Origin of the sequence: Bordetella pseudohinzii (genome assembly GCF_000657795.2) — a bacterium.
In the GTDB taxonomy this organism is placed as follows: Bacteria; Pseudomonadota; Gammaproteobacteria; order Burkholderiales; family Burkholderiaceae_B; genus Bordetella; species Bordetella pseudohinzii.
This window is the reverse complement of record NZ_JHEP02000001.1, coordinates 283,286-305,366: the sequence shown is the minus strand read 5'-3', so window position 1 is coordinate 305,366 and position 22,081 is coordinate 283,286. Positions and strand designations below refer to the sequence as shown.

Here is a 22,081-nt window from a genome sequence, read left to right as displayed (position 1 = left end):
CTATCTGGCTCTTGGAATTCGGGTCGTTCCAAGGAGTCATCATGGCAAAGATCAAGCTCACCAAGACCGCCGTAGAGTCGGCGCAACCCCAGGCCAAGGACATCGAACTACGGGATACCGTGGTGCCGGGTTTCCTCTGCAAGATTACCCCGAAGGGCCGCCGGGTGTTCATGCTCCAGTACCGCACGAACTCCGGGCAGCCCCGCAAGCCCTCGCTGGGCCTGTTCGGGGAACTGACCGTGGAGCAGGCCCGCGTCATGGCGCAGGACTGGCTGGCCGAGGTTCGCCGGGGCGGTGACCCCGGCGGCGCCAAGGCCGAGGCGCGCAAGGCGCCCACGGTCGAAGCGTTGTGCAAGAAGTTCATGGAGGACTACTCCAAGAAGCGCAACAAGCCCAGCACGCAGCGCGGCTATCAGGCCGTCATCGACCGCTGCATCGTCCCGCTGATCGGCTGCAAGAAGGTGCAGGACGTGAAGCGGCCCGACATTGCCGGGCTGATGGAGAAGCTGGCCTACAAGCCGGCCGAGGCGAACAACGCCTTCGGCGTGCTGCGCAAGATGTTCAACCTGGCCGAAGTGTGGGGCTACCGCCCGGACGGCACGAACCCATGCCGCCACGTCCCGATGTACCCGCCCGGCGAGGAAACCCGGCTCATCGTGGACGACGAGCTGGCGCTGATCTTCCGCCATCTGGAGAAGCTGGAGGGGGAAGGACTGGAGAACTACGTCATCCCGCTGGCGATCCGTCTGCAATTCGAGTTCGCCGGCCGTCGCTCCGAAATCTGCACGCTCGAATGGGATTGGGTCGATCTGGAGAACCGGCGCGTGGTCTGGCCCGACAGCAAGACCGGCGGCCTTTCAAAGCCCATGAGCGCGGAAGCCTACCGGCTGTTTTCGACGGCGCCGCGCCGGGAGGGTTGCCCCTATGTCCTGCCGTCGCCCAATGACCCGACCAAGCACCTGACCTTTGGCGAGCACTACGGCGGCTGGTGCCGGGTGCTCAAGGCCGCCGGCGTCCCGCACGTCGGCACGCACGGCATCCGCCACCGCTCCACGACCGACATTGCCAATTCGGGCGTGCCGACCAAGGTAGGCATGAAGCTGACGGGCCACAAGACCGTGGCGATGTTCATGCACTACGTCCACACCGAGGACAAGCCGGTGCGGGAGGCAGCCGAACTGGTGGCGAGCCGGCGGCAGGCCATCACGGGCGTGCGGCAACCAACGGAGGCCCTGGCATGAGCAAGCGCAAGGCATCCATCACATCAACCGCAGCGCCGACGGCGCTGCTGGGGGATATTCGGGCACTGATCGAAGCATCGAGCCAGCGCGTCGCCTCAACGGTCAATGCGGAGTTGACCATGCTGTTCTGGCGCATCGGCCAACGCATCCATACGGAGGTGCTGGCCGGACAGCGGGCCGGGTACGGCGAAGAAATCCTGCCGACCCTGGCCGAGCAGCTTGCGCGCGACTATGGGCGCGGCTTCGGGGAAAAGAATTTGCGCCGGATGGTCAAGTTCGCCGCCACGTTCCCTGACGAACCAATTGTCGCGACACTGTCGCGACAATTGAGCTGGTCGCATTTCGTCCTGCTGCTGGCACTCAAGGAACCGCTCCAGCGGGACTACTACGCGCAGATGGCCGGTGCCGAACGCTGGAGCGTGCGCACGCTGCGCGAGCGCATCGACTCGATGTTGTACGAGCGCACGGCACTATCCAAGAAGCCGGACGAAACGATTGCGCAGGAGTTGGCGACCCTGCGCGATGCGCAGCGCATGACACCGGCGCTGGTCATGCGCGACCCGTACATTCTCGACTTCCTAGGGCTACGGGATACCTGGCAGGAAGGCGACCTGGAGGCGGCGATCATCCGCGAAATGGAATCCTTCCTACTGGAACTGGGCGCGGGCTTTTCCTTCCTGGCCCGGCAAAAGCGCATCCAGATCGACGACGAGGATTTCCACCTTGATCTGCTGTTCTACAACCGCAAGCTGCGGCGGCTGGTGGCGGTGGAGTTGAAGATCGGCGAGTTCAAGGCGGCCTACAAGGGGCAGATTGAGCTTTACCTTCGCTGGCTCGACAAGCATGAGCGGGAGCCGGAAGAAGCCTCGCCTCTGGGGATCATCCTCTGCACTGGCAAGAAGTCCGAGCAGATCGAGTTGCTGGAGTTGGACAAGTCCGGTATTCACGTCGCCGAGTACCTGACTACCTTGCCGCCGCGCGCCGTCTTGGCGCAGCGGCTGCACCAGGCGACGCAGAGGGCGCAGTTGCGGATCGAGCAGCGCCGCTCAGACTCCAAGGAGAGCGAGTCCTAGCCGATCAGTTCGCATGCGTGATGGGATGCCCTTGCGCAACCGCTGGATTCTTCCGGCCCTGACGTCTGACATAGACCACGCCCCAGGCCATGCCAAGCAGCGCAGCTACAAGTGAACCCATCAGTACCCCCAGCTTGGCCGCGCCCAAGAGGGTGCCGTCTGTGAAGGCCAGCATGGCGATGAAGATCGACATGGTGAAGCCGATGCCTGCCAGCAGGCCGATGAGCCAGATGCCACCCCAGGACACGCCGGGCGGCAGGCGGCACCACCCTAATCGCACCATCAGCCAACTTACAGTGACCACGCCCAGCGGCTTGCCGAGCACCAGAGCCAGCATCACGCCCGCCACGACCCACTGCGCCCCGCCGGCGGACAAGTCCATGCCACCGAGGCTGACGCCTGCATTCGCCAGCGCGAATAGAGGCATCACGCCATAGGCCACCCATGGATGCAGCGCGGACTGCACGCGGACCACCGGTGGCAGCAGCTCACGCTGAGCCAGACGAAGTTGTCGTAGCGGCTGCGCCAAATGGTTCGGGTCCGGCCTGGCGTTGGCGTCCGTTCCGGTCAGTTCTGCGGCAATGCGAGAAAGCACGTCCAACGGCCGCTCGCGCATGCGCACGGGCACCACAGGCGTCATTAGGCCAAGCACCACGCCGGCCAAGGTGGGATGGGCACCGGTCATCAGCAGGCCGATCCAGACGATCGCCCCCGGAACCACATAGGCGAAGGCCGAGCCGATTCCCATCTGCTGCAACCCGAGCACCAGCACGAGCCCCGCGCCAGCCACCGCGAACCCGGAGTAGTCAAGCCCGCCCGAGTAGAACAGCGCGATGATGAGCACCGCGATGATGTCGTCGATGATGGCCAGCGCGAGCAGGAAGACCCGCACATTGCCAGGGATCGAGCGCCCCAACAGTGCCAGCACGCCCACTGCGAAGGCGATATCGGTGGCCGTCGGCACAGCCCAGCCATGCCGGCGCACGGCGTCGCCGTTCAGCGCCAGATAAATCAACGCCGGTACCACGACGCCGCCGAGGGCCGCCGCGATGGGCAGGCTGGCTTGCCGCAGGTTGCTCAGCGCGCCTTCGTGCATCTCTCGCCGGATCTCCATGCCGACAACCAGAAAGAACACGGTCATCAGCGCATCGTTGATCCAGAAATGCAGCGACTGGGAAAACACGAATCCACCGAACCCGAACGACAGCGGTGTGTGCCAGAGGTGATGGTAGCTGTCGGCCAACGAGGAATTGGCCCAGATCAATGCGATGGCGGCAGCGACCAGCAGCACGATGCCGCTGACGGCTTCGATGTGGAGGAAACGTTCGAGCGTGGCGAAAGCGCGTTCGGTCAAACGCTGCGCCCGCGGCAAATCCTGCCGTGAGGGGTGTTGATTCATGGTCGTGCAAACTCCGCGTGGCGGCCCGACCAGCGCATGAACCTGTCTCGCTGCAACGCGCAGCTAACACCCAGCTTTCATTTTACCTGATGACAGTCGGGAGAGCGACGGCGGCTCCTACGCTTCTACATCGCCATTACCCAACCCGCCAATCCGGCCAGCAGCACGACGAGGACTGGAGAGACATGCCCATAGACCAACAGCCCAAAGGCGGCGAGCGCCAGCCCGAAATCCGCCCGGCCATGAATGGCACTGGTCCACACTGGGTCGTACAGGGCCGAGAGCAGGATGCCGACCACGCCGGCGTTGATGCCCGCCATCGTGGTTTGGATGCCCTCGCGGTGGCGAAGACTCTCCCAGAACGGCAGCGCACCGACGAGCACAAGGAATGCCGGCAGGAAGATGACGCCGAGCAACACCAATCCGCCGCTCCAGCCGCTCAGCGGTCCTTCTGCGATGGCGCCGAGATAGGCCGCGAACGTGAACAGCGGCCCCGGCACAGCTTGGGCTGCACCATAGCCCGCAAGGAAATCGGCATTGCTCACAGCGCCGCTGGGCACGACCGTTGCCTGTAACAACGGCAGCACAACGTGGCCCCCACCAAAGACAAGCGCGCCGGAACGGTAGACGCCTTCGAGCAAAGCCAGCGTGGACGAGCCGCTGGCCGCTGCCCACAGCGGCAGCGCGATGAGCGGCGCCGCGAACAGCAGCAAGGCCGCGATACCGAGCTTGCGCGTGACGGGATAGGCATGGGCCTGGCCGCCAGCGGGTTGCATGATCTTCAATCCCCATCGACCCACCAGGCCGGCGACAACGATGGCGGCGACCTGGCCTGCGGCCGATGGCAGGAACAAGGTCATCAGTGCTGCCAGGAGCGCCAACGCGGCGCGTGGACGATCGGGGCAGAGCGACCGGGCCATGCCCCACACGGCCTGCGCCACGATGGCCACGGCCGCGACCTTGAGCCCATGTACCCAGCCCGATTCAGCCAGGCCCTGGTACTGGGCGATGCCAAAGGCGAACAGGATCAGCGCGATGGCCGACGGCAAGGTGAAACCCGCCCAGGCAGCCAGCAGCCCCGGCCAGCCCGCGCGTCCCAGGCCCAGCGCCATGCCGACCTGGCTGCTGGCCGGCCCCGGCAGGAACTGGCACAGCGCGACCAGATCGGAGTAGCTGCGGTCATCCAGCCAACGGCGGCGCTCGACGAACTCCGTGCGGAAATAGCCCAGGTGCGCGATCGGCCCACCGAACGAGGTCAGACCCAGACGCAGGAAGACCAGAAAGACGCGCCCGGCGCTGTCGCGGGTGTCGGAGTCTCGGGCCAGCGTCAGATGGCCTCCTGTCGCATGCGTCTGGACAACGCCTCGGCGCTCTCCTTGCGTTCGCTGTACCGATCGACCAAGTACGGTGCCACGTCGCGCGTCAGCATCGTGAACTTCATCAGTTCTTCCATCACGTCCACCACGCGGTCGTAGTAGGCCGAGGGCTTCATGCGTCCGGCCTCGTCGAACTCCTGGTACGCCTTGGCGACCGAGGACTGGTTCGGGATGGTCAGCATCCGCATCCAGCGGCCCAGCACGCGCATCTGGTTGACGGCGTTGAACGACTGCGAGCCGCCCGATACCTGCATCACCGCCAGCGTCTTGCCCTGGGTCGGGCGCACCGCGCCGACCGACAGCGGAATCCAGTCGATTTGGGTCTTCATCAGGCCGGTCATCGCGCCGTGGCGCTCCGGCGAACTCCACACCATGCCCTCGGCCCATTGCACCAGTTCGTGCAGTTCCTTGACCTTCGGGTGATCGGCCGGCGCATCGTCCACCAGAGGCAGCTCGGACGGATTGAACAATCGGGTCTCGCCGCCCAGCGCCCGCAGGATGCGTGCGGCTTCTTCGGCTGCGAGGCGGCTGAACGAGCGTTCGCGCAGCGAACCATAGAGCAGCAGGAAGCGCGGCGCGTGCGTGGCCCGTGCCGGCGCGAACAGATGTTCGGTGTCCGGTTGCTGGAACAGCGCCGTGTCGATGTTCGGCAGGTCGAGACGGGATTCAGACACGGCGGCCGTCCTGATCGACCACCGGCTCGCCGTCTTCCTTGTTGAACGCGCCGCGCTGCGGCTGCGGCAGCAGATCGAGCACGGTTTCCGAGGGCCGACACAGTTTCGTGCCCAGCGGCGTGACCACGATCGGCCGGTTGATGAGAATGGGATGCTGGAGCATGAAACCGATCAGGTCGTCATCGCTCCACTTCGGATTGCCCAGGTCGAGTTCGGCATAGGGTGTGCCTTTCTCGCGCAGCACAGCGCGCAGCGGCACGCCCATCGCGGCGATCAACGCCTGGAGCGTGTCGCGGTCGGGCGGCGTTTTCAGGTACTCGATGATGGTCGGTTCTTCGCCGCTGTTGCGGATCAGTCCGAGCACGTTGCGCGAGGTGCCGCAGGCGGGGTTGTGGTAGATCGTGATGGTGCTCATGGGATGACCTTGAAGATTACGAAGCGGTCGCGCGGCGTTCGTACCAGCCACGCGAGCGGTTGACCACGCGCACCACCAGCAGCATCACCGGCACCTCGATGAGCACGCCGACCACTGTTGCGAGTGCTGCGCCGGAATGGAAGCCGAATAGGCTGATCGCGGCGGCCACGGCCAGCTCGAAGAAATTGGATGCGCCGATCAGCGCCGAGGGGCCGGCGATGCTGTGCTTCTCGCCTACCTTGCGGTTGAGCCAGTACGCCAACCCGGAGTTGAAGAACACTTGGATCAGAATGGGCACGGCCAGCATGGCAATCACCAGCGGTTGACGCAGGATGGCTTCGCCTTGGAAGGCGAACAGCAACACCAGCGTCAGCAGCAGCGCCGCGATCGACAGCGGGCCGATGCGTTCCAGTGTCCGGTCGAACGCGGCTTGGCCCCGGCGCAGCAGCGCACGACGCCAGAGCTGCGCGAGGATGACCGGGATGACGATGTAGAGCACCACCGACACCAGCAGCGTGTCCCACGGCACCGTAATGGCCGACAGGCCCAGCAGCAGGCCGACGAGCGGCGCGAAGGCAAACACCATGATGGTGTCGTTCAAAGCCACCTGTGAGAGCGTGAACACCGGATCGCCGCCGGTCAGCCGGCTCCAGACGAACACCATTGCGGTACATGGGGCAGCGGCCAGCAGGATCAGGCCGGCGATGTAGCTGTCGAGCTGGTCAGCCGGCAGCCAGTCGGCGAAGACCTGACGAATGAAGATCCACGCCAGCAGCGCCATCGAGAACGGCTTGACCGCCCAGTTGACGAACAGGGTGACGCCGATTCCGCGCCAGTGCTGCCCGACCTGGCCGAGCGCGCCGAAGTCCACTTTCAGTAGCATCGGCACGATCATCACCCAGATCAACAGCCCGACCGGCAGGTTTACCTGGGCGATTTCCATGCGGCCGATGGCCTGGAACACGCCCGGCACGAACTGGCCGAGCGCGATGCCGGCAACGATGCACACCGCCACCCACAGCGTCAGGTAACGCTCAAAGCCGTTCATTGCGGAGGTGGCCGGCGCGGGGCCGGCGGTATCGGTTGCGGTCATCGGGGGGCCTCACTGGCGGCCAATGTCGCGCAGCTCGCGCTGCAACGACATGGCATCGAGACGCTGCAATGGCAGCGACAGGAACAGCTCAATGCGCCGACGCAGCGTGATCGCCGCATCGAGGAACGCTTTGCGCTGCTGTTCCTCGGTGCCTTCGACCGCAACCGGGTCGGGTACGCCCCAATGGGCCGACACGGGCTTGCCCGGCCACAGCGGACACGCCTCGCCGGCGGCGTTATCGCAGACGGTGAAGATGAAATCGAACACCGGCGCGTCGGGTTTCACGAACTCGTCCCAGCTCTTGCTGCGGTAGCCGGTTGTCGGCAGGCGCAGCCGCTCCAGCGTGGCAAGCGCCAGCGGGTGAACCTCGCCCTTTGGGTGACTGCCGGCGGAATAGGCATGGAAGCGACCTTGGCCTAGCTCGTTTAGCAAGCCTTCGGCAAGGATGGAGCGGGCGGAGTTGCCCGTGCAGATGAACAAGGCGTTGTAGGTGGTCATGGCGTCAGCAGTCGCAGCGGGTGGTTGTGTCGGAAACCTCGCAGACACCGCCTTGGCAGCAGTGCTCGGTCATGTAGCCGAGCAAACCGTTCATCCGGGCGAAGTCGGCGCGGTAGATCAGATTGCGGCCCTGCTGCTCGATGGTGACGAGCCCGGCATGGGCCAATTCCTTCAAGTGGAAGGACAGGGAGTTACGGGCCACGTCGAGCTGGTCGGCAAGGACGCTGGGCGTCAGTCCCTCGGGGCCGGCGACCACCAGGGCGCGAAATACGCGCAGCCGCTGGGTGTGAGCCAAGGCACCGAGGGCGGAAACGGCTTGATCTTCATTCATTATTCGATAATACAACATTTATTGAATCATTGTGCAAGTGAGCAACACACAAAGGCTCATGGCGTCCCGGTGTGCCGCCGTCGCGCTGTCGTGCTGCGCATCGAGCCTCGCTGCGCGAGTCTCGCCCCATTCGGGCTTCCATCGTTCCCTCGCTTCGCTCGGCTGACGCCTCCGGCCCGGCTCGATGATCCGTGCCTGCGCGCTTCGCTTGCCCAAAGACGGGTGTGTGCAGTGGGCGGGGTGTGGGCGGTCTTGCTGTTCCCTGCACCGTATCACGGCGTTCTCGCCGTCAAGGGCTGCACGCGCCTTGCGCGCTTGCGTCCTGGCGGCCGTCTGCGACCCCTGACTGCTTGCGCTGCGCCGTGCTGGCGACGGTTCCGGGCAATTCCGCCCGTGCAACCGGAGATCGTCATGAACGACAAATCGCACGTTTCGCTTGAACAACACGTTTGCCTTGTCTGCGGTACTCGCTTCGACACCGGCGCCGTCCTGCTGGATCGCCGCCTGCGCGCGAGCATGGAGCGCCACACGGCAACCGGCTGGGGCTTGTGCCCCGAACATCAGAAGCTGTCCGACGATGGCTTTGTCGCGCTGGTCGAGTGCGACCCGCAGCGCAGCGGCTCACCGGCGGGCGGTGGCCGCGTGAAGCCCGAACAGGCATACCGGACGGGCCGCCTGGCGCACCTCAAGCGCGAAGCCTTCGCGCAGGTGTTCGACGTGCCGATCGCGGCCGACCAGCCGTGCGTCTTCGTCGAACCCGGCGTGATCGAGCAGTTGCAGACGATGACGGCGAACTGATCGCGCCTGGTGCCATCCGGTGCGCTGCCCTGCGGGGCGGCGCACCTTTTTTTCTGCTGCGCCCTGGTGCCGATGACTTCGCGCCCGCGGCGCTGCGCGCTGGCGCTTGCACTCCAGGGGAAGTGCCTTTGGCACATCCCCGCCGCGCTTCGCTTGGCGCCCCTACAACACCGCCGCCCCGGCTGCGCCGGCGCGGCAATACCGATGCCGCAAAGGCTGCTTGTCCACCACAGAAGATCCACGCTGCATCTCCATGACTGCATGGGCGTCCCCGGCCAAAAAGCATGGCCGGTCGCGCTGTCGTGCTTCGCATCGAGCCGCCTGCAGCGTCTCGCCCCCTTCGGGCTTCCATCGTTCCCTCGCTCCGCTCGGCTGACGCCTTCGGCCCGGCTTCCAGCTTCGGGCCTGCGCGCTTCGCTTGCGTGCGGTCGGCACAAAGGGACGGCCGTTGCCATGTCCAGCCGTCTCCCCTGACTTCATCACCTTACCCGCGACCGTAGCCCGCTCCCGTGTGCCGTCAAGGCGCGCAGGGCCGTGTCCTCGGCTGCGCCTGCGGGCCGCACCAACCCTGCGCTTGTCTCCTTGACGGCCCCCGTCCGCGCGCTCCTTTGGCCGCGGGCGATGAACTCAGGAAAGACGGTGGCAACAGGGCCAACCGGGTTCCTCGTGCCGACCGCACCGAACAGCCGAAAGGCTGGGCTCCGAATCTAGGAATCCGGTGTGCGGTTTGAACAGCAAACCCTTTTCGTCAGGAGAAATGCAATGCAACTCGCATCCCGATTCGCTTCCCGTTCCCCGTCGCTGCGCAGCGATTACCCGCTGTCCGACGATCAAATCCGCAAGGTCGCGCCGTCCATCTTCGCGGACGCCCCGCACGAAAGCCGTTCCGAACGGTACGCCTACATCCCCACCGCCGCCGTGCTGGCAGAACTGCGCAAGGAAGGGTTTGAACCCTTCATGGCAGCGCAAACCCGCGTGCGCCACGACGACCGCCGCGACTACACCAAGCACATGCTGCGCCTGCGCCACGCCAGCCAGATCAACGGAGCGGAAGCCAATGAAATCGTGCTGTTGAACTCGCATGACGGCACGAGCAGCTATCAGATGCTGGCCGGAATGTTCCGGTTCGTGTGCAGCAATGGCCTTGTCTGCGGCGACACGGTGGCAGACGTGCGCGTGCCGCACAAAGGCGACGTGGCCGGTTCCGTCATCGAAGGCGCTTACGAAGTCTTGCGCGGCTTCGACCGTGTGCAGGAATCCCGCGATTCCATGCGCGCCATCACCTTGAACGATGGCGAATCCGAAGTGTTCGCCCGCGCCGCGCTGGCCCTCAAGTACGACGACCCCGACAAGCCCGCGCCCATCACGGAATCGCAAATCCTGATGCCGCGCCGCTTTGATGACCGCCGCCCGGACTTGTGGAGCGTGTTCAACCGCACGCAAGAGAACCTGACCCAAGGCGGCCTGCGCGGGCGCAGCGCCAACGGACGCCGCCAGCAAACCCGCCCGGTGCAGGGCATCGACCAAAACATCCGCCTCAACCGTGCGCTTTGGCTGCTGGCCGATGGCATGCGCCAGTTGAAAGCCTGAATCCCCACGCGGCAGGGGCAGGCAGCAGCCCTTGCCGCTCCTCTCGCTGCTGCATCCCTAACCGCAAGGAGTCATCACCATGAACGCCGTCCTGAAAACCGAAACCATCGCCATCGAAACCGCCGCGCCGCTGGAAGTGGCCGACCCGAGCAAGAACCTGATTTTGGTTCCGCTCTCGCAGTTGCTGCCGCGCCGCTCCAAGCGCAACGCGCGGACGACCTCGCGCATGTCCATCCCCGAACTGGCCGCGAGCATTGCCCGCGTCGGCCCGCTGCAAAACCTCGTCGTCATCCTTGCCGCTGATGGCGAGCATTACGAAGTGGTGGCTGGCGACCGCCGCCTGACCGCCTTGAAGCTGCTGGCGAAGAAGAAGCGCATCCCTGCCGACTACGAAGTGGCGTGCCTGCTGGTGCCCGACGCTTCGGCCCGTACCGTCAGCCTCGCGGAAAACCTGCTGCGCGAGCAGATGCACCCGGCCGACCAGTTCGAGGCGTTCGCCGCACTGGTCAAGGAAGGCCGCCCCATCGAAGACATTGCCGCCGACTTCGGCGTGACCCCGCTGGTGGTGCAGCGCCGTCTCAAACTCGCCAACGTCTCGCCGCGCCTGCTGGCCGACTACCGGGGCGGAGCCGTCACGCTGGAACAGTTGATGGCCCTGACCATCACCGACGACCACGCCGCGCAGGAAAGCGCGTTCTACGGTGCGCCCGAATGGCAGCGTGGCGCGTCCGCGCTGCGCGAACGCCTGACCGAACGCGAAATCGACGCCACGCATCCGCTGGTGCGCTTCGCCGGGCTGGACGCCTACACGGCGGCGGGCGGCGGCATCCGCCGCGACCTGTTCGCGGAAGGCGATGCCGGAACCTACCTGACCGACGCCGCGCTGCTGAAAACGCTGGTGCGTGGCAAGCTGGATGCGCTGACCGGGGACGTGCGCGCCGAGGGTTGGGCGTGGGTCGAAGCCGTGCCGCACATGAGCTACGCCGAGCGGCAGGCGTTCCAGAACGCGCCGCGCCAGCGCCGCGAACCGAACGCCCGCGAAGCCCGCCGCATCGCCTCGCTGCAAACCCGCCTCGACAAGATCGACGCCGAACTGGAAGAAGCCTACGACGCCGAGGACGAGGACAAGACCGAAGCGCTGGAACCGCGCCGCGAACAGGTTGCCGGGGAACTGCAAGCCGTGGAGGAAGCCTTGCAGGGCTACGCCCCGGATGTGCGCGCCGTGGCCGGTGCCATCGTCACCCTCGACCGCAGCGGCGAAGCCGTGATTCATCGCGGGCTGCTGCGCGAGGCAGAGGCCAAGGCGCTGCGCACGCTGGAACGCTTGCGGCAGGGTTTCGGCAGCGCGGAAGGCGAAGCAGGGAACGACGACGAAGGCGAGGACACCGAGCAGCCCAAGGCCGCGAGCCTGTCCGACCGGCTGGCGCAGCGCTTGAGCGCGCACCGCACCGCCGCGCTGCAAATCGAAGTCGCCCGCCATCCGCAAGTCGCGCTGGCCGCGCTGGTGCATGGCATGGTGCAGAGCGTCTTGCAGGACAACCACTACGGCCACGACTTGCCGCTGGGCGTGAGCCTGAAAGTGCAAGACCGGCTGGAAGGCATGGCCCCCGACTGGCCCGAGTCGCCCGCCGCCGTCGCCCTGCGCGAGTTGCAGCAGGTCGCGGGCGAAGCGCTGCCGCAGGACAGCGCCGAACTGTTCGTCGCGCTGCTGGCGATGGAGCAAGGCGAACTGGTGCGGCTGCTGGCGGTATGCGTAGCGGCGACCGTGGACGTGGTGACGCCTCGCGCCACGGCACACCAGCCGGGCGCGGAACTGGCGCAGGCTGTGGGGCTGGACATGGCCGCATGGTGGCAGCCCACCGCAGACGGGTATTTCCAGCATGTGCCGAAGGCCGCGATTCTGGAAGCCGTGGGCGAATTCGCACCGTCGCACGCTGCCCGACTGGCGAAGTTGAAGAAGGCCGACATTGCCAGCGAAGCGGAACGGCTGGCCGATGGTACGGGCTGGATGCCCGCCATCTTCAACACCGAAGGCCCGGAAGCTGCGCCGCAGGAAACGCAGGCGCAGGACGCCCCGGAGGATGCCGAGGCAATGGCGGATGAACCCGCCGAGGCGCTGGCCGCTTGACCCGCGCCGAAGGCAAGCGCCCCGGCACTCGACCGGGGCGCTTCGCTTGAAGGAGAAGCCCCCATGACCCGCACCACCACCAGCCGCCCACGCATGGCGGCGATCTATGCGCCCGGCGCAGTACGCGCCCGCCGCTGGCACGGCGAAGGCGACGTGCGCGGCTACCGCCCACCCTCGGGCTGGTCGGCCCGTGCCGACCTCATCGACATTCACCCCATCACGGGCCGCGCCTTGCCGCGTGCCATGTGGTGGATTATCGAAACCAAGGAATAACGAGCCGCACCGGCCCCAAGCCGTTCCGCCTTGGGGCCGGTGGTCGGAAATCCGGGCGCGGCGGTGGCCGCGCCCGGTTCCAGCGTCCAAAGCAAAATCGCCACGTCGCCGCCTTCGACCAGGCGGCGACGTGGTGGACGTGCAAGTGCCTTGCACGCGGTACAGCGATCGGCGCCCGCTGGCGCGGGCAAGGTTTCGATGGCGCCCCGCCGCAATGGGCGGGGCTTGTGGGGCTACGCCCCCGCTTGCTGCGGCAGGTTGTGCCAAAGCGTGCCGTCCTCGACGCTGGCGGTTCGCGCTTGTACGTCACGAAGGACGGTTCACCGACACGCCCCCCGGCTTCGCTATGGAGCATCCACGCCACGCCTCAACCACGTCGTCGCAATCTGCGGCAAGAAGCGTTCTCGCTCGTCGTTGGGGTGTTGGCCTTGCCAGTGTCAGGGCGCAAGCCGGTGAAGCCGTCACGCGGGGATGCCGAGTCGGCCACGTCTCCATTCGGGAGCGGGCGGCCCGTGCGTCCTTGGCTTGTCGTGAATCCTGGCGAGGGAGCGGCTGCGCCTTGGGCTTCATGGCCGCAACCTTCCAGCGAAAACAATTTCCCCTGCGCTGCGCGCATTCCTCGCGGGACAAATTCTTTTCGCTTCCAGGCTCTCCACGGTGTTGCGACCGCTGCGCGGTGCGGCCAGCCCATCCCCCGCCGGCCGGATCACAACAAGGACGCACTGGCGCGACCTTGTTCAACCCGAAAGGAGAAACATCATGGCTAACATCGGCACCTTCACCGCAGAGAAAGACGGCTTCACCGGCCAGCTCCGCACCCTGACCCTCAACGTCAAGGTCAAGCTGGTTCCCAACGACAAGGGCGATAGCGAGAACGCCCCCGACTTCCACCTTCAGGCGGCCGGCCACGAGATCGGCGCGGCGTGGAAGAAGACCAGTGAGGCCGGGCGGGATTACCTGTCCGTGAGCATCGACGACCCTTCGTTCCCGGCGACGGTCTATGCCCGCCTGATCGAGAACGAGGACGGCACGCACGACCTGATCTGGTCGCGCAGCAAGCCCAAGGCAGCCTGACGGCCGCCCACCGCGCCCCGCCCATTGCGGCGGGGCGCCTTTCGCTGACAGCCTACGTCTCGGACACGGACGCGAGCTGGCTTTCCGTCGCGGCCATCAGCACGGCGGTACTGCAACTAAGCGCGCTGGCGATCTTGAAGATGATCGCCAGCGTGGGCATGTGCTCGCCACGCTCGACCTTGCCCATATGGGAACGCTCGATGCCAGCTAGGTTGGCCAGCGATTCCTGCGCAATCCCGCGTTCCATCCGCAGCGCACGCACCGCCGCGCCGAAGGCTTGCGCCAACTCGGCATCGAAGGTGGTGGCACCGGCCGGTCGGCCGGGTTGTACGGATCGCTTCTGCATAGACAGAAGCGTCCAGTCGCGGGACAATTAAAACCACGTTATCTTTAACTCATGACAGTAATTTAGTCCGCTTCCGTGCTTTTGCTGAAATCCGCAACTGCGGATTTCACCAGACCCGGGGAGTCGCATCCGTGTCTTTCCTGACCTGCGTAATTCCGCTTCTGCGTTTCCGTGCATGTACGGATTCGATGGCTTGCGCCTTCGTGCTTTCCCGCCAAAGCACGCATCCGCTTCAGCGGTTCCGCGCTTCGGTGGAAAATCGTATCCGTGCATCCTCGGATGCGTGGGGATTCGGGCCATGACCCAGCCGCTCGTCACCGCTGAACAGCGGGCGCAACTGCTCGCCGTCGGCGCGGCACGCGCCGCTGATCGGGGCATCGACCCGATGCCGGCGGTGCGACTGTTCACCCCTGACGCGCACGCCACCTGGTTGCTGGCCGCGCTCGACCCGGCCGATGGCGATACGGCATGGGGGCTGATCGACCTGGGAATAGGCATGCCCGGCCTAGGCCATGTGAAGCTGTCCGATCTGGCGTCCATCGTCGGGCCGCACCAGCAACCTGTGATGCGCGATCGCTACTTCCAGCCCGTGCGGCTGCTGTCGGAGTACCTGCGGCTGGCCAAGGAAAACGGTTCGATCACCGACTGACCAACCCCCAGCCAACAGCAGCGCATTCTGACTATTTCAGTCTCACCCAAGACCTGATTGGTCTGAATCCGCACTCTTGCACCGAAGCGGTGCGCTTCTGATGCAAACAGTCATGATCTTTGGCGCGGGCTGCTGCACGGTGCTCCATGCTGCGCACCATTTTCGTGGCGGCGCAGCCGTCGCATTCAGACGATTTCCGCAATGCCCTGGAGCGAATCAGTCTTGACACCAGCAGTTACAGCTTATCCCGATTTCGATGACGACTTGATGGCGACTCGATAGCTCCCGCACGGCGGAATCCGTGGCGACGTTCCTGCTGAATGACAGGAGGCTGCGTCATGGCTGACCCGAGCGCCGAACACTGGTATCCGACCGCCGCGTATCTCTACACGCTGCACCTCGACGGCCCCGCGCTGGCGTGGGAATACCTGCGTCGCCACCCCGACTACCGCCGCGACTGGCTGCGCCGGCGCCGCCGGCCAGAGGCCGCCGGGCGCTGGGGACTGCGCCTGCTGGAAGATCCCGCCCTGGATGCGCGCGACGCGCATCCGGCCTGGTTCCCCGATCACGATGCGGTGGTGCAGCTCTACCCGGACGCCGACCCGCCACCTGACGCGGTGGCCTTCGCGTTCTGGCGCCTCCCCGGCCAGAAGCACCTGATCCACGATGGCAAGCGCCTGGTGCTGCTGACACGCTGGCCGGGCTGCTGCCTGCGGCTGGTGATCGCTCCCGGCCTGGCCGACGGCATGGCTTACGCCTATGCCATTCGCGCCTGCGCCGCATCCTGCGGACGCTATCAGGCGCTGGCGGCCGAACTGGACAAGCTGGCCGCCGGCGATGCAGCGCCGGCGGGAACGGCACGGTCGCGGCCGACACCCGCTGCGCTGCTGGAGTTGAACACGCTCCAGGCGCTCGATGGCACCCTTGCGGGCGCATCCCTGCGCGACGTGGCCGAAGGGCTGTTCGGCGTCGATGCCGTCGCCGACGACTGGTACGCCGACAGCGCCTTGCGCGCCCGCGTTCGCCGGCTGGTACGCCGGGGCGATGCGCTGATGCGCGGCGGCTACCGCCGCCTTGCACAGCTTCCGCCCGTTGCACAGGGACGCGCTGCATCCCCTGCAAAACGTCCCTGAGCAGGAAGCCTTGCTTTCTTGAAAGTGCCTCTATCCGGCCGCGTGGTGTGGCCGGGCTTGATGGAGGTACATCCCATGCGACCCGCTCCCTTGCGGCCTGCCGCCGCTGCTGTCGCTGCGCCCGTGCAGCCCCAGCGCTACCTGACCAACGACGAAGCCGCCGAATACCTGCGGCTGTCGCCGCGCACGCTGGAGAAACAGCGCGTGATCGGCGGCGGCCCCAAGTTCCGCAAGTTCGGCCGCCGCGTCATGTACGCGGTGGCCGACCTCGATGCCTGGGCCGACCAGCGCAGCTACGAGGCCACGTCCGACCCGGAATATGCCGAGCGTCATGCGGGCGACTACCGTGATGGCCGCTGATCGTCGGCTCGCCGGTGGCCATCGTCATGTCCAGCCCATCGCTGCCGCCGGGGCAGCGATCGCAGCAGCGGGAACAGCTCGACCTGTTCCGTGCGCTACCGGGCGACGGCATGGCGCCGCGCGACAGTCAGGACTTGATGGCCTTTCCGTTCTTCTCGCTGGCGAAGTCGCGGCGCACCGCGCCGATCGACTTCCGCAGCGGGAACATCACCATCCGCGTGGAAGGCACGGCCGAGCATGGCATCGCCACGATATGGGATGCCGACGTTCTGATTTGGGCGGCCTCGCAGATCGTGGAGGCGCGCGACGCGGGCATTCGCCCGTCGCGCTGGATACACGCCACGCCCTACGAAATCCTGCGCTTCATCGGGCGCGGCACGTCCCTCAACGACTACCAGCGCCTGAAAGCCGCACTCGACCGGCTGCAATCGACCAGCGTGGCGACTTCCATCCGCGAAACCACCGGGCGGCGGTTGCACCGCTTTTCGTGGGTGAACGAATGGCGCGAGCTGGCCGACGCCAGCGGCACGCCGCTGGGCATCGAGCTGATCCTGCCGGACTGGTTCTATGCCGGCGTGCTCGATGCCGCCCTGGTGCTGACCATCGACCCGGCCTATTTCCGCTTGAAGGGCGGCATCGAACGCTGGCTGTACCGCCTGGTGCGCAAGCACGGCGGGCGGCAGGAACACGGCTGGCAATTCGACTTCCGGCACCTGCACCGCAAGTCCGGCAGCGCGGCGCGCTTCTCGGACTTCGCCTACGACCTGCGCGTGCTGGTCGCGCGGCAGTCGCTGCCCGGCTACGTCCTGGGTATCGAGTCGATGCCGGACGAAAGGCTGGAACTGCTGACCTTCCGGCCCGTGCTGTCCACGGCACGGGGATAACTGCGGGACAACCTGTGAACGGCCTCGTGCTATCAGGAGTACAGGGTATCGTGCTATCAGGAGTACGACCCTCGTGCTATCAGGAGTACGAAAACGCCGCAAAGCCAGTAGCGGCGCGGGTTTGCGGCCCCTCTAACTTACCTAACTATAAATCTCTAACTTTTAGTAGAAGCGCGCCGTTTCGGTGGACAACCACGAAACGGCACGGCCAGGCCGGCTTTCCAGCAGGGAGGGCCGCGTCATGATCTTCGCGTTTCTCAACCAGAAAGGCGGCGTCGGCAAGACCACGCTCGCCACGCACATCGCGGGCGAGCTGGCGATGCGCGGCCTGCACGTCATCCTGCTGGACGCCGACCCGCAGGGTTCGTCGCTGGACTGGACACAGCGCAGAAGCCAGCAGGGCTTGCCCCGGCTGTTCAGCGCCGTGGGCCTCGCCCGCGAAACGCTGCATCAGGAAGCGCCGGAGCTGGCCCGCCGCGCCGATCACGTCATTATCGACGGCCCGCCGCGCATCGCCGCCTTGGCGCGTTCCGCGCTGCTGGCGGCCGAGCGCGTGCTGATTCCCGTGCAGCCCAGTCCGTATGACCTGTGGGCCAGCGCCGAGATGGTGGCGCTGATCCGCGAGGCACAGGTGTTCCGGCCTGCGCTGCGCGCGGCCTTCGTCATCAATCGGCGCGTCAGTACCACCATCATCGGCAGGGAAGCACGGCAATCGCTGGCCGAACAGCCGCTGCCGGCGCTGCGCAGCGAAGTGCGCCAGCGCATCGTCTTCGCCGACAGCGTGGCCGCTGGCCGGCTCGCCCGCGAAACCGCGCCCGACAGCGCCGCCGCACGCGAGATCGCCGTGCTCACCGATGAACTGCTGCGGTGGCCGACATGAGCAGCCCGCGCAGCAAGCGCGTCGGCATCGGCGCACGTCCGCCCGCGAATCCGCACGCCGAGGCGTGGATTCGCCAGGGCGATGCCGATGCACTCAACAAAGGCGACCTCTACACCGCACGCCTGACCCTCGACATCACACCCGCGATGCGTGCTCGCATCAAGGTGTCGGCCTTCACGCGAGGCGTGACCGTGGCCGAGTTGCTGCGCGGCTTGCTGGAACGAGAGTTCCCCGACAACCGCACGGAGAACCTGCCATGAACGCATCCGCCTTGCCTGCCGCTCACGCGGCGACGGCTGCACCGGCTGCTGCACCGCCGCCTTCGCTTTCGACGCTCGCCGGCCAGGCTGGCAGCGTGCCGCTGACTCGCGTATCGCTCGCCTACATCGAACCGCGATTCAAGCTCTACCTGCGCTTCGGCGAGCCGGCGCGCACGCTGCGGCTCGACCGCTGGCGGCGCTGCGCAGTGTTCCTGCCGCGTGCAATGTTCTGCCGCGTGCGCTGGGAAGCAAACGACTACGGCACGATCCGCTGGCAACTCATGGTGATGCAAGCCGCCACGCCGCTGGACGACATGCAGCGCATCCCTGGCGTGCGGCCGGGCGCACGCCTGCTGCTGCACGCCGAAGGCGAAAACGCGGTGCGTGCCGTGCTGGAACGCATCGACGACATCGACGCGCAAGGCATCGCCGCCATCGACGTGTCGCCCGCGTACTGGCGCACGCTGGGCAACCGTCTGGCGGCCCGCCTGGCGCTGCCCGAATACACCGCCGAGCGGCACGCCGCCTGGCTGGCCGGAAGGGCGCTGCCATGACGACCCAATCCAACACCACATGCACGCACGAAGCCGCGCCGCATCCTCGCTCGCGCCTGCGCGTTCGCATCGTGCTGGCGGGCTTCGCCGCCGTCGGCCTCGCTGCGCTGGCCTGGGCGGCTTTCGTGTCGCCGCTGCCGCGTCTGACCTACAACCCGTCCGACAGCGTGGCGGTCGGCTGGTATCGCATCGAACCGTTCGACCCGCGCACCGCCTCGCTGCCACGTCCGCTGTCCGTGGACAGCATCGTGCTGGTGCCGCTGCTCGACAAGGCCGCCACGCTGGCTGCGCAGCGCGGCTACCTGCCGACCCGCGTTCCGCTGCTCAAACGTGTGGGCGCGGTCGCGCCGCAACACGTTTGCATCGTCGCCGGGCAGGTACGCATCGACGGCGTGCCTGCGGCCGCCGCGCTGCCTGTCGACCGGCTGGGCCGGCCGCTGCCATCCTTGCAGCTTTGCCGCCGCCTCGAACCGGGCGAGCTGTTCCTGTTGAGCGTGACCAATCCGGCGTCGTTCGACAGCCGCTATTTCGGCCCGGTCAGCGCATCCGCCGTGATCGGCGTCGCGCACCCGGTCTGGCTGGAGACACGCCCATGATGGCCGTCGATTCGCTGCACGTTGCCGTGCCTCTCGTCGTGCCATCGAGCATGTCGTTCCAGTGGCTGCCGCCGTGTCGTCGCGCGTGCAGCGCGGGCGCATTCGCGCCGCGCCTCGCGCAACATCCGGCGCAGCCGTCCAGCGTGCAGGCGTCTTGCCTCGAACGCGCCCGGCCTGCGGCCATTGGCGCGTTCGCCGGCGGGCTGGCTGCAAGCAGCGCCGCGCCGCCGGGCCGCCGCCGCCCGGAGCGACAGCGAGGGGCAAAGGCGGAAGGCAAGACAAAAGGACGCGGCACCGGGCCGCGTCGAAAGCCTGTCTGCACATGGGGGTGGCGCGGCACGAAGCGGCTTCGCCGCCGTGCCGCGTGGGGCGCGAGGCCCGCGCCAATGCAGGCATGTCCGCGTGCTTCGCACGACAGGACACGCCAGAGCTTGCAGGGAGCGCGGCCATGACCGACCGCCGCGACGACGATTTCCGCGTGCGCCCCAGCGCCCCGAAGAACCGGGGCAAGGGCCAGGGCCAGCGCTTCGTTTCCAAGGTGCTCAAGCAGGCGGGCAAGGCCAGCGGCGGCAAGTCCTCGATGCGCCATTCCGCAGCCGGCGGCAGTGGCGCACGTGCCGGCCAGCGGCCCGGCTCGCGCCTGGGGCGCGGCCACACGGCGGCGCGTTTCGCGGGTGCGAAGCTGACCCCCATGTCGCGGCGCGTGACCATCAAGACCTTGCTGGTCAATCAGCGCAACGCCAGCCCGCAGTCGCTCGCCAAGCACCTGCGCTACATCGAGCGCGACGGCGCCGGCCGCGATGGCGAGCCGGGCCGGGCCTACGGGCCGCAGACGGATGAAGCCGACCTCGATGCGTTCAAGGAACGCTGCGCCGACGACCGGCACCATTTCCGTTTCATCGTTTCCCCGGAGGACGGGGCCGAGCTGGACGACCTGCGCACCTACACCCGGCATCTGGTGAACCGGATGGAAGCCGACTTGGGGACGCGGCTGGACTGGGTAGCGGTCGATCACTGGAACACCGACAACCCCCACACCCACCTGATCGTGCGCGGGCGCGACGACACCGGCAAAGACCTCATCATCGCCGGCGACTACATCGCCCACGGCTTCCGCCATCGCGCCGCCGAGCTGGCGACGGAATGGCTGGGGCCGCGCACCGAACTGGAGATCCAGCAGACCTTGCAGCGCGAGGTGGAGCAAGAGCGGTGGACGAGCCTCGACCGCACGTTGCAGCGCGAGGCCGGCGAGGATGGCCGGGTGCAGATCGAACGCTTCAACGAACCCCGGCTGCAACGCCAGCGCCTGCTGCTGATCGGCCGCCTGCAACGCTTGCAGCGCCTGGGCCTGGCCGACGAGACGCAGCCCGGCACCTGGGCCGTCCATGCGGACGCGGAGAAGACCTTGCGCGCCCTGGGCGAGCGTGGCGACATCATCCGCACCATGCAGCGCGCCATGAGCGGCCAGCCACGCGAGCTGGCGGTGTTCGAGCCGGGCGACGACGGCCGTACCGTCATCGGCCGCGTCGCTGCGAAGGGGCTGGTCGACGAACTGCACGACCGCGGCTATCTGGTCATCGACGGCGTGGACGGCAAGGCCCACTACGTCGCGTTGAACGCTCGCGACGAGCTGGCGAACTATCCCACCGGAGCCGTGGTGGAGGTACGCGGTTCCGCCGAGGTGCGGGCGGCCGACAAGAACATCGCCGCGCTGGCGAGCGATAGCCTGTACCGCACCGATCATCACCTGGCGATCGAGCAGGGCCGAGCCAAGCCCGGCCGCGACCCGCAGGAAGTCGTCGCGGCCCATGTTCGCCGGCTGGAAGCCCTGCGCCGGGCCGGCATCGTGGAGCGCGTGGCCGATGGCTTATGGAAGGTGCCGGACGACCTGCCGGAACGTGGCCGTCAGTACGACGCACAGCGGCTGCGCGGCGTGGCCGTGGAGCTGAAATCGCACTTGCCCATCGAGCGGCAGGCGCGCGTGATCGGAGCCACCTGGCTCGACCAGCAGTTGATCGGCGGCGGCAAGGGGCTGGGCGACTTGGGCTTTGGTGGCGAGGTCAAGAACACCCTGCAACAGCGCGCCGACTTCCTTGAAGAACAGGGGCTGGCCGAACGGCGCGGGCAGCGCGTGATCCTGGCGCGCAACCTGCTGGGCACGCTGCGCAATCGGGAACTGGCGCAGGCCGCCAAGGACATTGCCGCCGAAACCGGCCTGGCGCATCGGCCCGCCACGGACGGGCAGCGCGTTGCAGGCATCTACCGGCGCTCCGTCATGCTTACCAGCGGGCGCTATGCGATGCTCGATGATGGCATGGGGTTCAGCCTGGTGCCGTGGCGGCCAGTGATCGAACAGCGGCTGGGACAGCAGCTTGCCGCGACGCTGCGCGGCAGCGGAGTGTCATGGGAATTCAACAAGTCTTTGGGACGTTAATTTCACAACGCCGGAACATCCA

24 protein-coding genes are annotated in these 22,081 nt (G+C 66.8%); 16 read left to right on the top strand and 8 right to left on the bottom strand.

All coding sequences use genetic code 11. The annotated features are described in order from the left end of the window. Nucleotides 1-41: 41 nt before the first annotated feature. Together L540_RS01310 and L540_RS01305 are read left to right on the top strand one after the other, a co-directional pair. Nucleotides 42-1,241 carry a tyrosine-type recombinase/integrase gene (locus tag L540_RS01310; RefSeq protein WP_043211616.1) on the top strand — a complete coding sequence of 400 codons (1,200 nt, stop codon included), beginning with the start codon at nucleotides 42-44 and terminating at the stop codon, nucleotides 1,239-1,241. Next, nucleotides 1,238-2,314, top strand: coding sequence for a PDDEXK nuclease domain-containing protein (locus L540_RS01305; RefSeq protein WP_043211614.1), 1,077 nt, complete (start codon nucleotides 1,238-1,240; stop codon nucleotides 2,312-2,314). The genes L540_RS01310 and L540_RS01305 overlap by 4 nt, the downstream gene beginning before the upstream one ends. Before the next feature lie 4 nt (nucleotides 2,315-2,318). Here the strand turns inward: L540_RS01305 and nhaA are convergent, their stop codons facing one another. The 7 genes from nhaA to L540_RS01270 form a co-directional block, all read right to left on the bottom strand. Then, nucleotides 2,319-3,713 (bottom strand): Na+/H+ antiporter NhaA, encoded by a 1,395-nt coding sequence (gene nhaA, locus L540_RS01300; RefSeq protein WP_043211611.1) that lies wholly within the window; start codon nucleotides 3,711-3,713, stop codon nucleotides 2,319-2,321. A 125-nt stretch (nucleotides 3,714-3,838) separates the two neighbouring features. Next, nucleotides 3,839-5,044, bottom strand: coding sequence for a chromate efflux transporter (chrA, locus tag L540_RS01295; RefSeq protein WP_043211625.1), 1,206 nt, complete (start codon nucleotides 5,042-5,044; stop codon nucleotides 3,839-3,841). Beyond that, nucleotides 5,041-5,763 carry an arsenical resistance protein ArsH gene (gene arsH, locus L540_RS01290; protein ID WP_043211609.1) on the bottom strand — a complete coding sequence of 241 codons (723 nt, stop codon included), beginning with the start codon at nucleotides 5,761-5,763 and terminating at the stop codon, nucleotides 5,041-5,043. The genes chrA and arsH overlap by 4 nt, the downstream gene beginning before the upstream one ends. Further along, on the bottom strand, nucleotides 5,756-6,178 hold the full coding sequence (arsC, locus tag L540_RS01285; protein WP_043211607.1) for an arsenate reductase (glutaredoxin): 423 nt from the start codon (nucleotides 6,176-6,178) through the stop codon (nucleotides 5,756-5,758). The genes arsH and arsC overlap by 8 nt, the downstream gene beginning before the upstream one ends. A gap of 16 nt (nucleotides 6,179-6,194) precedes the next feature. Beyond that, nucleotides 6,195-7,271: an ACR3 family arsenite efflux transporter gene (gene arsB / locus L540_RS01280; protein ID WP_043211605.1), complete on the bottom strand. Its 1,077-nt coding sequence runs from the start codon at nucleotides 7,269-7,271 to the stop codon at nucleotides 6,195-6,197. Nucleotides 7,272-7,280: 9 nt separating this feature from the next. Then, a complete protein-coding gene (locus tag L540_RS01275; protein WP_043211602.1) occupies nucleotides 7,281-7,769 on the bottom strand; it encodes an arsenate reductase ArsC in 489 nt (162 codons plus the stop codon). A 4-nt stretch (nucleotides 7,770-7,773) separates the two neighbouring features. After that, on the bottom strand, nucleotides 7,774-8,118 hold the full coding sequence (locus L540_RS01270) for an ArsR/SmtB family transcription factor (RefSeq protein ID WP_006414889.1): 345 nt from the start codon (nucleotides 8,116-8,118) through the stop codon (nucleotides 7,774-7,776). Between the two features lie 393 nt (nucleotides 8,119-8,511). Here L540_RS01270 and L540_RS01265 point away from each other — a divergent pair, with 393 nt between their 5' ends. The 5 genes from L540_RS01265 to L540_RS01245 all read left to right on the top strand — a co-directional run bounded on the left by L540_RS01265 (nucleotide 8,512) and on the right by L540_RS01245 (nucleotide 13,963). Continuing rightward, nucleotides 8,512-8,898, top strand: a complete 387-nt coding sequence (locus L540_RS01265; protein WP_043211598.1) for a hypothetical protein — start codon at nucleotides 8,512-8,514, stop codon at nucleotides 8,896-8,898. A 762-nt stretch (nucleotides 8,899-9,660) separates the two neighbouring features. Beyond that, nucleotides 9,661-10,488, top strand: a complete 828-nt coding sequence (locus L540_RS01260; RefSeq protein ID WP_043211596.1) for a DUF932 domain-containing protein — start codon at nucleotides 9,661-9,663, stop codon at nucleotides 10,486-10,488. Nucleotides 10,489-10,567: 79 nt separating this feature from the next. Beyond that, nucleotides 10,568-12,616, top strand: a complete 2,049-nt coding sequence (locus L540_RS01255; RefSeq protein ID WP_048025722.1) for a ParB/RepB/Spo0J family partition protein — start codon at nucleotides 10,568-10,570, stop codon at nucleotides 12,614-12,616. A gap of 63 nt (nucleotides 12,617-12,679) precedes the next feature. Continuing rightward, nucleotides 12,680-12,889: a hypothetical protein gene (locus L540_RS01250; protein ID WP_043212071.1), complete on the top strand. Its 210-nt coding sequence runs from the start codon at nucleotides 12,680-12,682 to the stop codon at nucleotides 12,887-12,889. 759 nt (nucleotides 12,890-13,648) lie between these two features. Next, on the top strand, nucleotides 13,649-13,963 hold the full coding sequence (locus L540_RS01245; RefSeq protein ID WP_043212069.1) for a DUF736 domain-containing protein: 315 nt from the start codon (nucleotides 13,649-13,651) through the stop codon (nucleotides 13,961-13,963). Between the two features lie 52 nt (nucleotides 13,964-14,015). Here L540_RS01245 and L540_RS01240 read toward each other — a convergent pair whose 3' ends face one another. After that, on the bottom strand, nucleotides 14,016-14,309 hold the full coding sequence (locus tag L540_RS01240; protein WP_005304583.1) for a helix-turn-helix domain-containing protein: 294 nt from the start codon (nucleotides 14,307-14,309) through the stop codon (nucleotides 14,016-14,018). Nucleotides 14,310-14,607: 298 nt separating this feature from the next. On the opposite strand from L540_RS01240, the gene L540_RS01235 reads away from it, so the two are divergent. From L540_RS01235 to L540_RS01195, 9 genes are all read left to right on the top strand, one after another. Next, nucleotides 14,608-14,958 (top strand): DUF2958 domain-containing protein, encoded by a 351-nt coding sequence (locus tag L540_RS01235; RefSeq protein ID WP_043212067.1) that lies wholly within the window; start codon nucleotides 14,608-14,610, stop codon nucleotides 14,956-14,958. 338 nt (nucleotides 14,959-15,296) lie between these two features. Continuing rightward, a complete protein-coding gene (locus tag L540_RS01230; protein WP_043212062.1) occupies nucleotides 15,297-16,091 on the top strand; it encodes a DUF2285 domain-containing protein in 795 nt (264 codons plus the stop codon). Between the two features lie 75 nt (nucleotides 16,092-16,166). Continuing rightward, the gene (locus L540_RS01225) at nucleotides 16,167-16,451 is read left to right on the top strand and encodes a helix-turn-helix transcriptional regulator (protein ID WP_026069907.1); all 285 of its coding nucleotides are present in this window, start codon (nucleotides 16,167-16,169) and stop codon (nucleotides 16,449-16,451) included. A 26-nt stretch (nucleotides 16,452-16,477) separates the two neighbouring features. Continuing rightward, a complete protein-coding gene (locus L540_RS01220; RefSeq protein WP_197085619.1) occupies nucleotides 16,478-17,335 on the top strand; it encodes a replication initiator protein A in 858 nt (285 codons plus the stop codon). Between the two features lie 241 nt (nucleotides 17,336-17,576). Further along, nucleotides 17,577-18,215, top strand: coding sequence for a ParA family partition ATPase (gene parA / locus L540_RS01215; RefSeq protein WP_048025721.1), 639 nt, complete (start codon nucleotides 17,577-17,579; stop codon nucleotides 18,213-18,215). Further along, on the top strand, nucleotides 18,212-18,475 hold the full coding sequence (locus L540_RS01210) for a hypothetical protein (protein WP_043213138.1): 264 nt from the start codon (nucleotides 18,212-18,214) through the stop codon (nucleotides 18,473-18,475). The genes parA and L540_RS01210 overlap by 4 nt, the downstream gene beginning before the upstream one ends. Continuing rightward, nucleotides 18,472-19,029, top strand: coding sequence for a DUF2840 domain-containing protein (locus L540_RS01205; protein ID WP_043213136.1), 558 nt, complete (start codon nucleotides 18,472-18,474; stop codon nucleotides 19,027-19,029). Before L540_RS01210 ends, L540_RS01205 begins: the two co-directional genes overlap by 4 nt. Further along, nucleotides 19,026-19,625, top strand: coding sequence for a S26 family signal peptidase (locus L540_RS01200; protein WP_043213133.1), 600 nt, complete (start codon nucleotides 19,026-19,028; stop codon nucleotides 19,623-19,625). The genes L540_RS01205 and L540_RS01200 overlap by 4 nt, the downstream gene beginning before the upstream one ends. A 448-nt stretch (nucleotides 19,626-20,073) precedes the next feature. Continuing rightward, complete coding sequence (locus tag L540_RS01195) at nucleotides 20,074-22,059, top strand: relaxase/mobilization nuclease domain-containing protein (protein ID WP_048025720.1); 1,986 nt, start codon at nucleotides 20,074-20,076, stop codon at nucleotides 22,057-22,059. The last annotated feature ends 22 nt before the right edge of the window (nucleotides 22,060-22,081 follow it).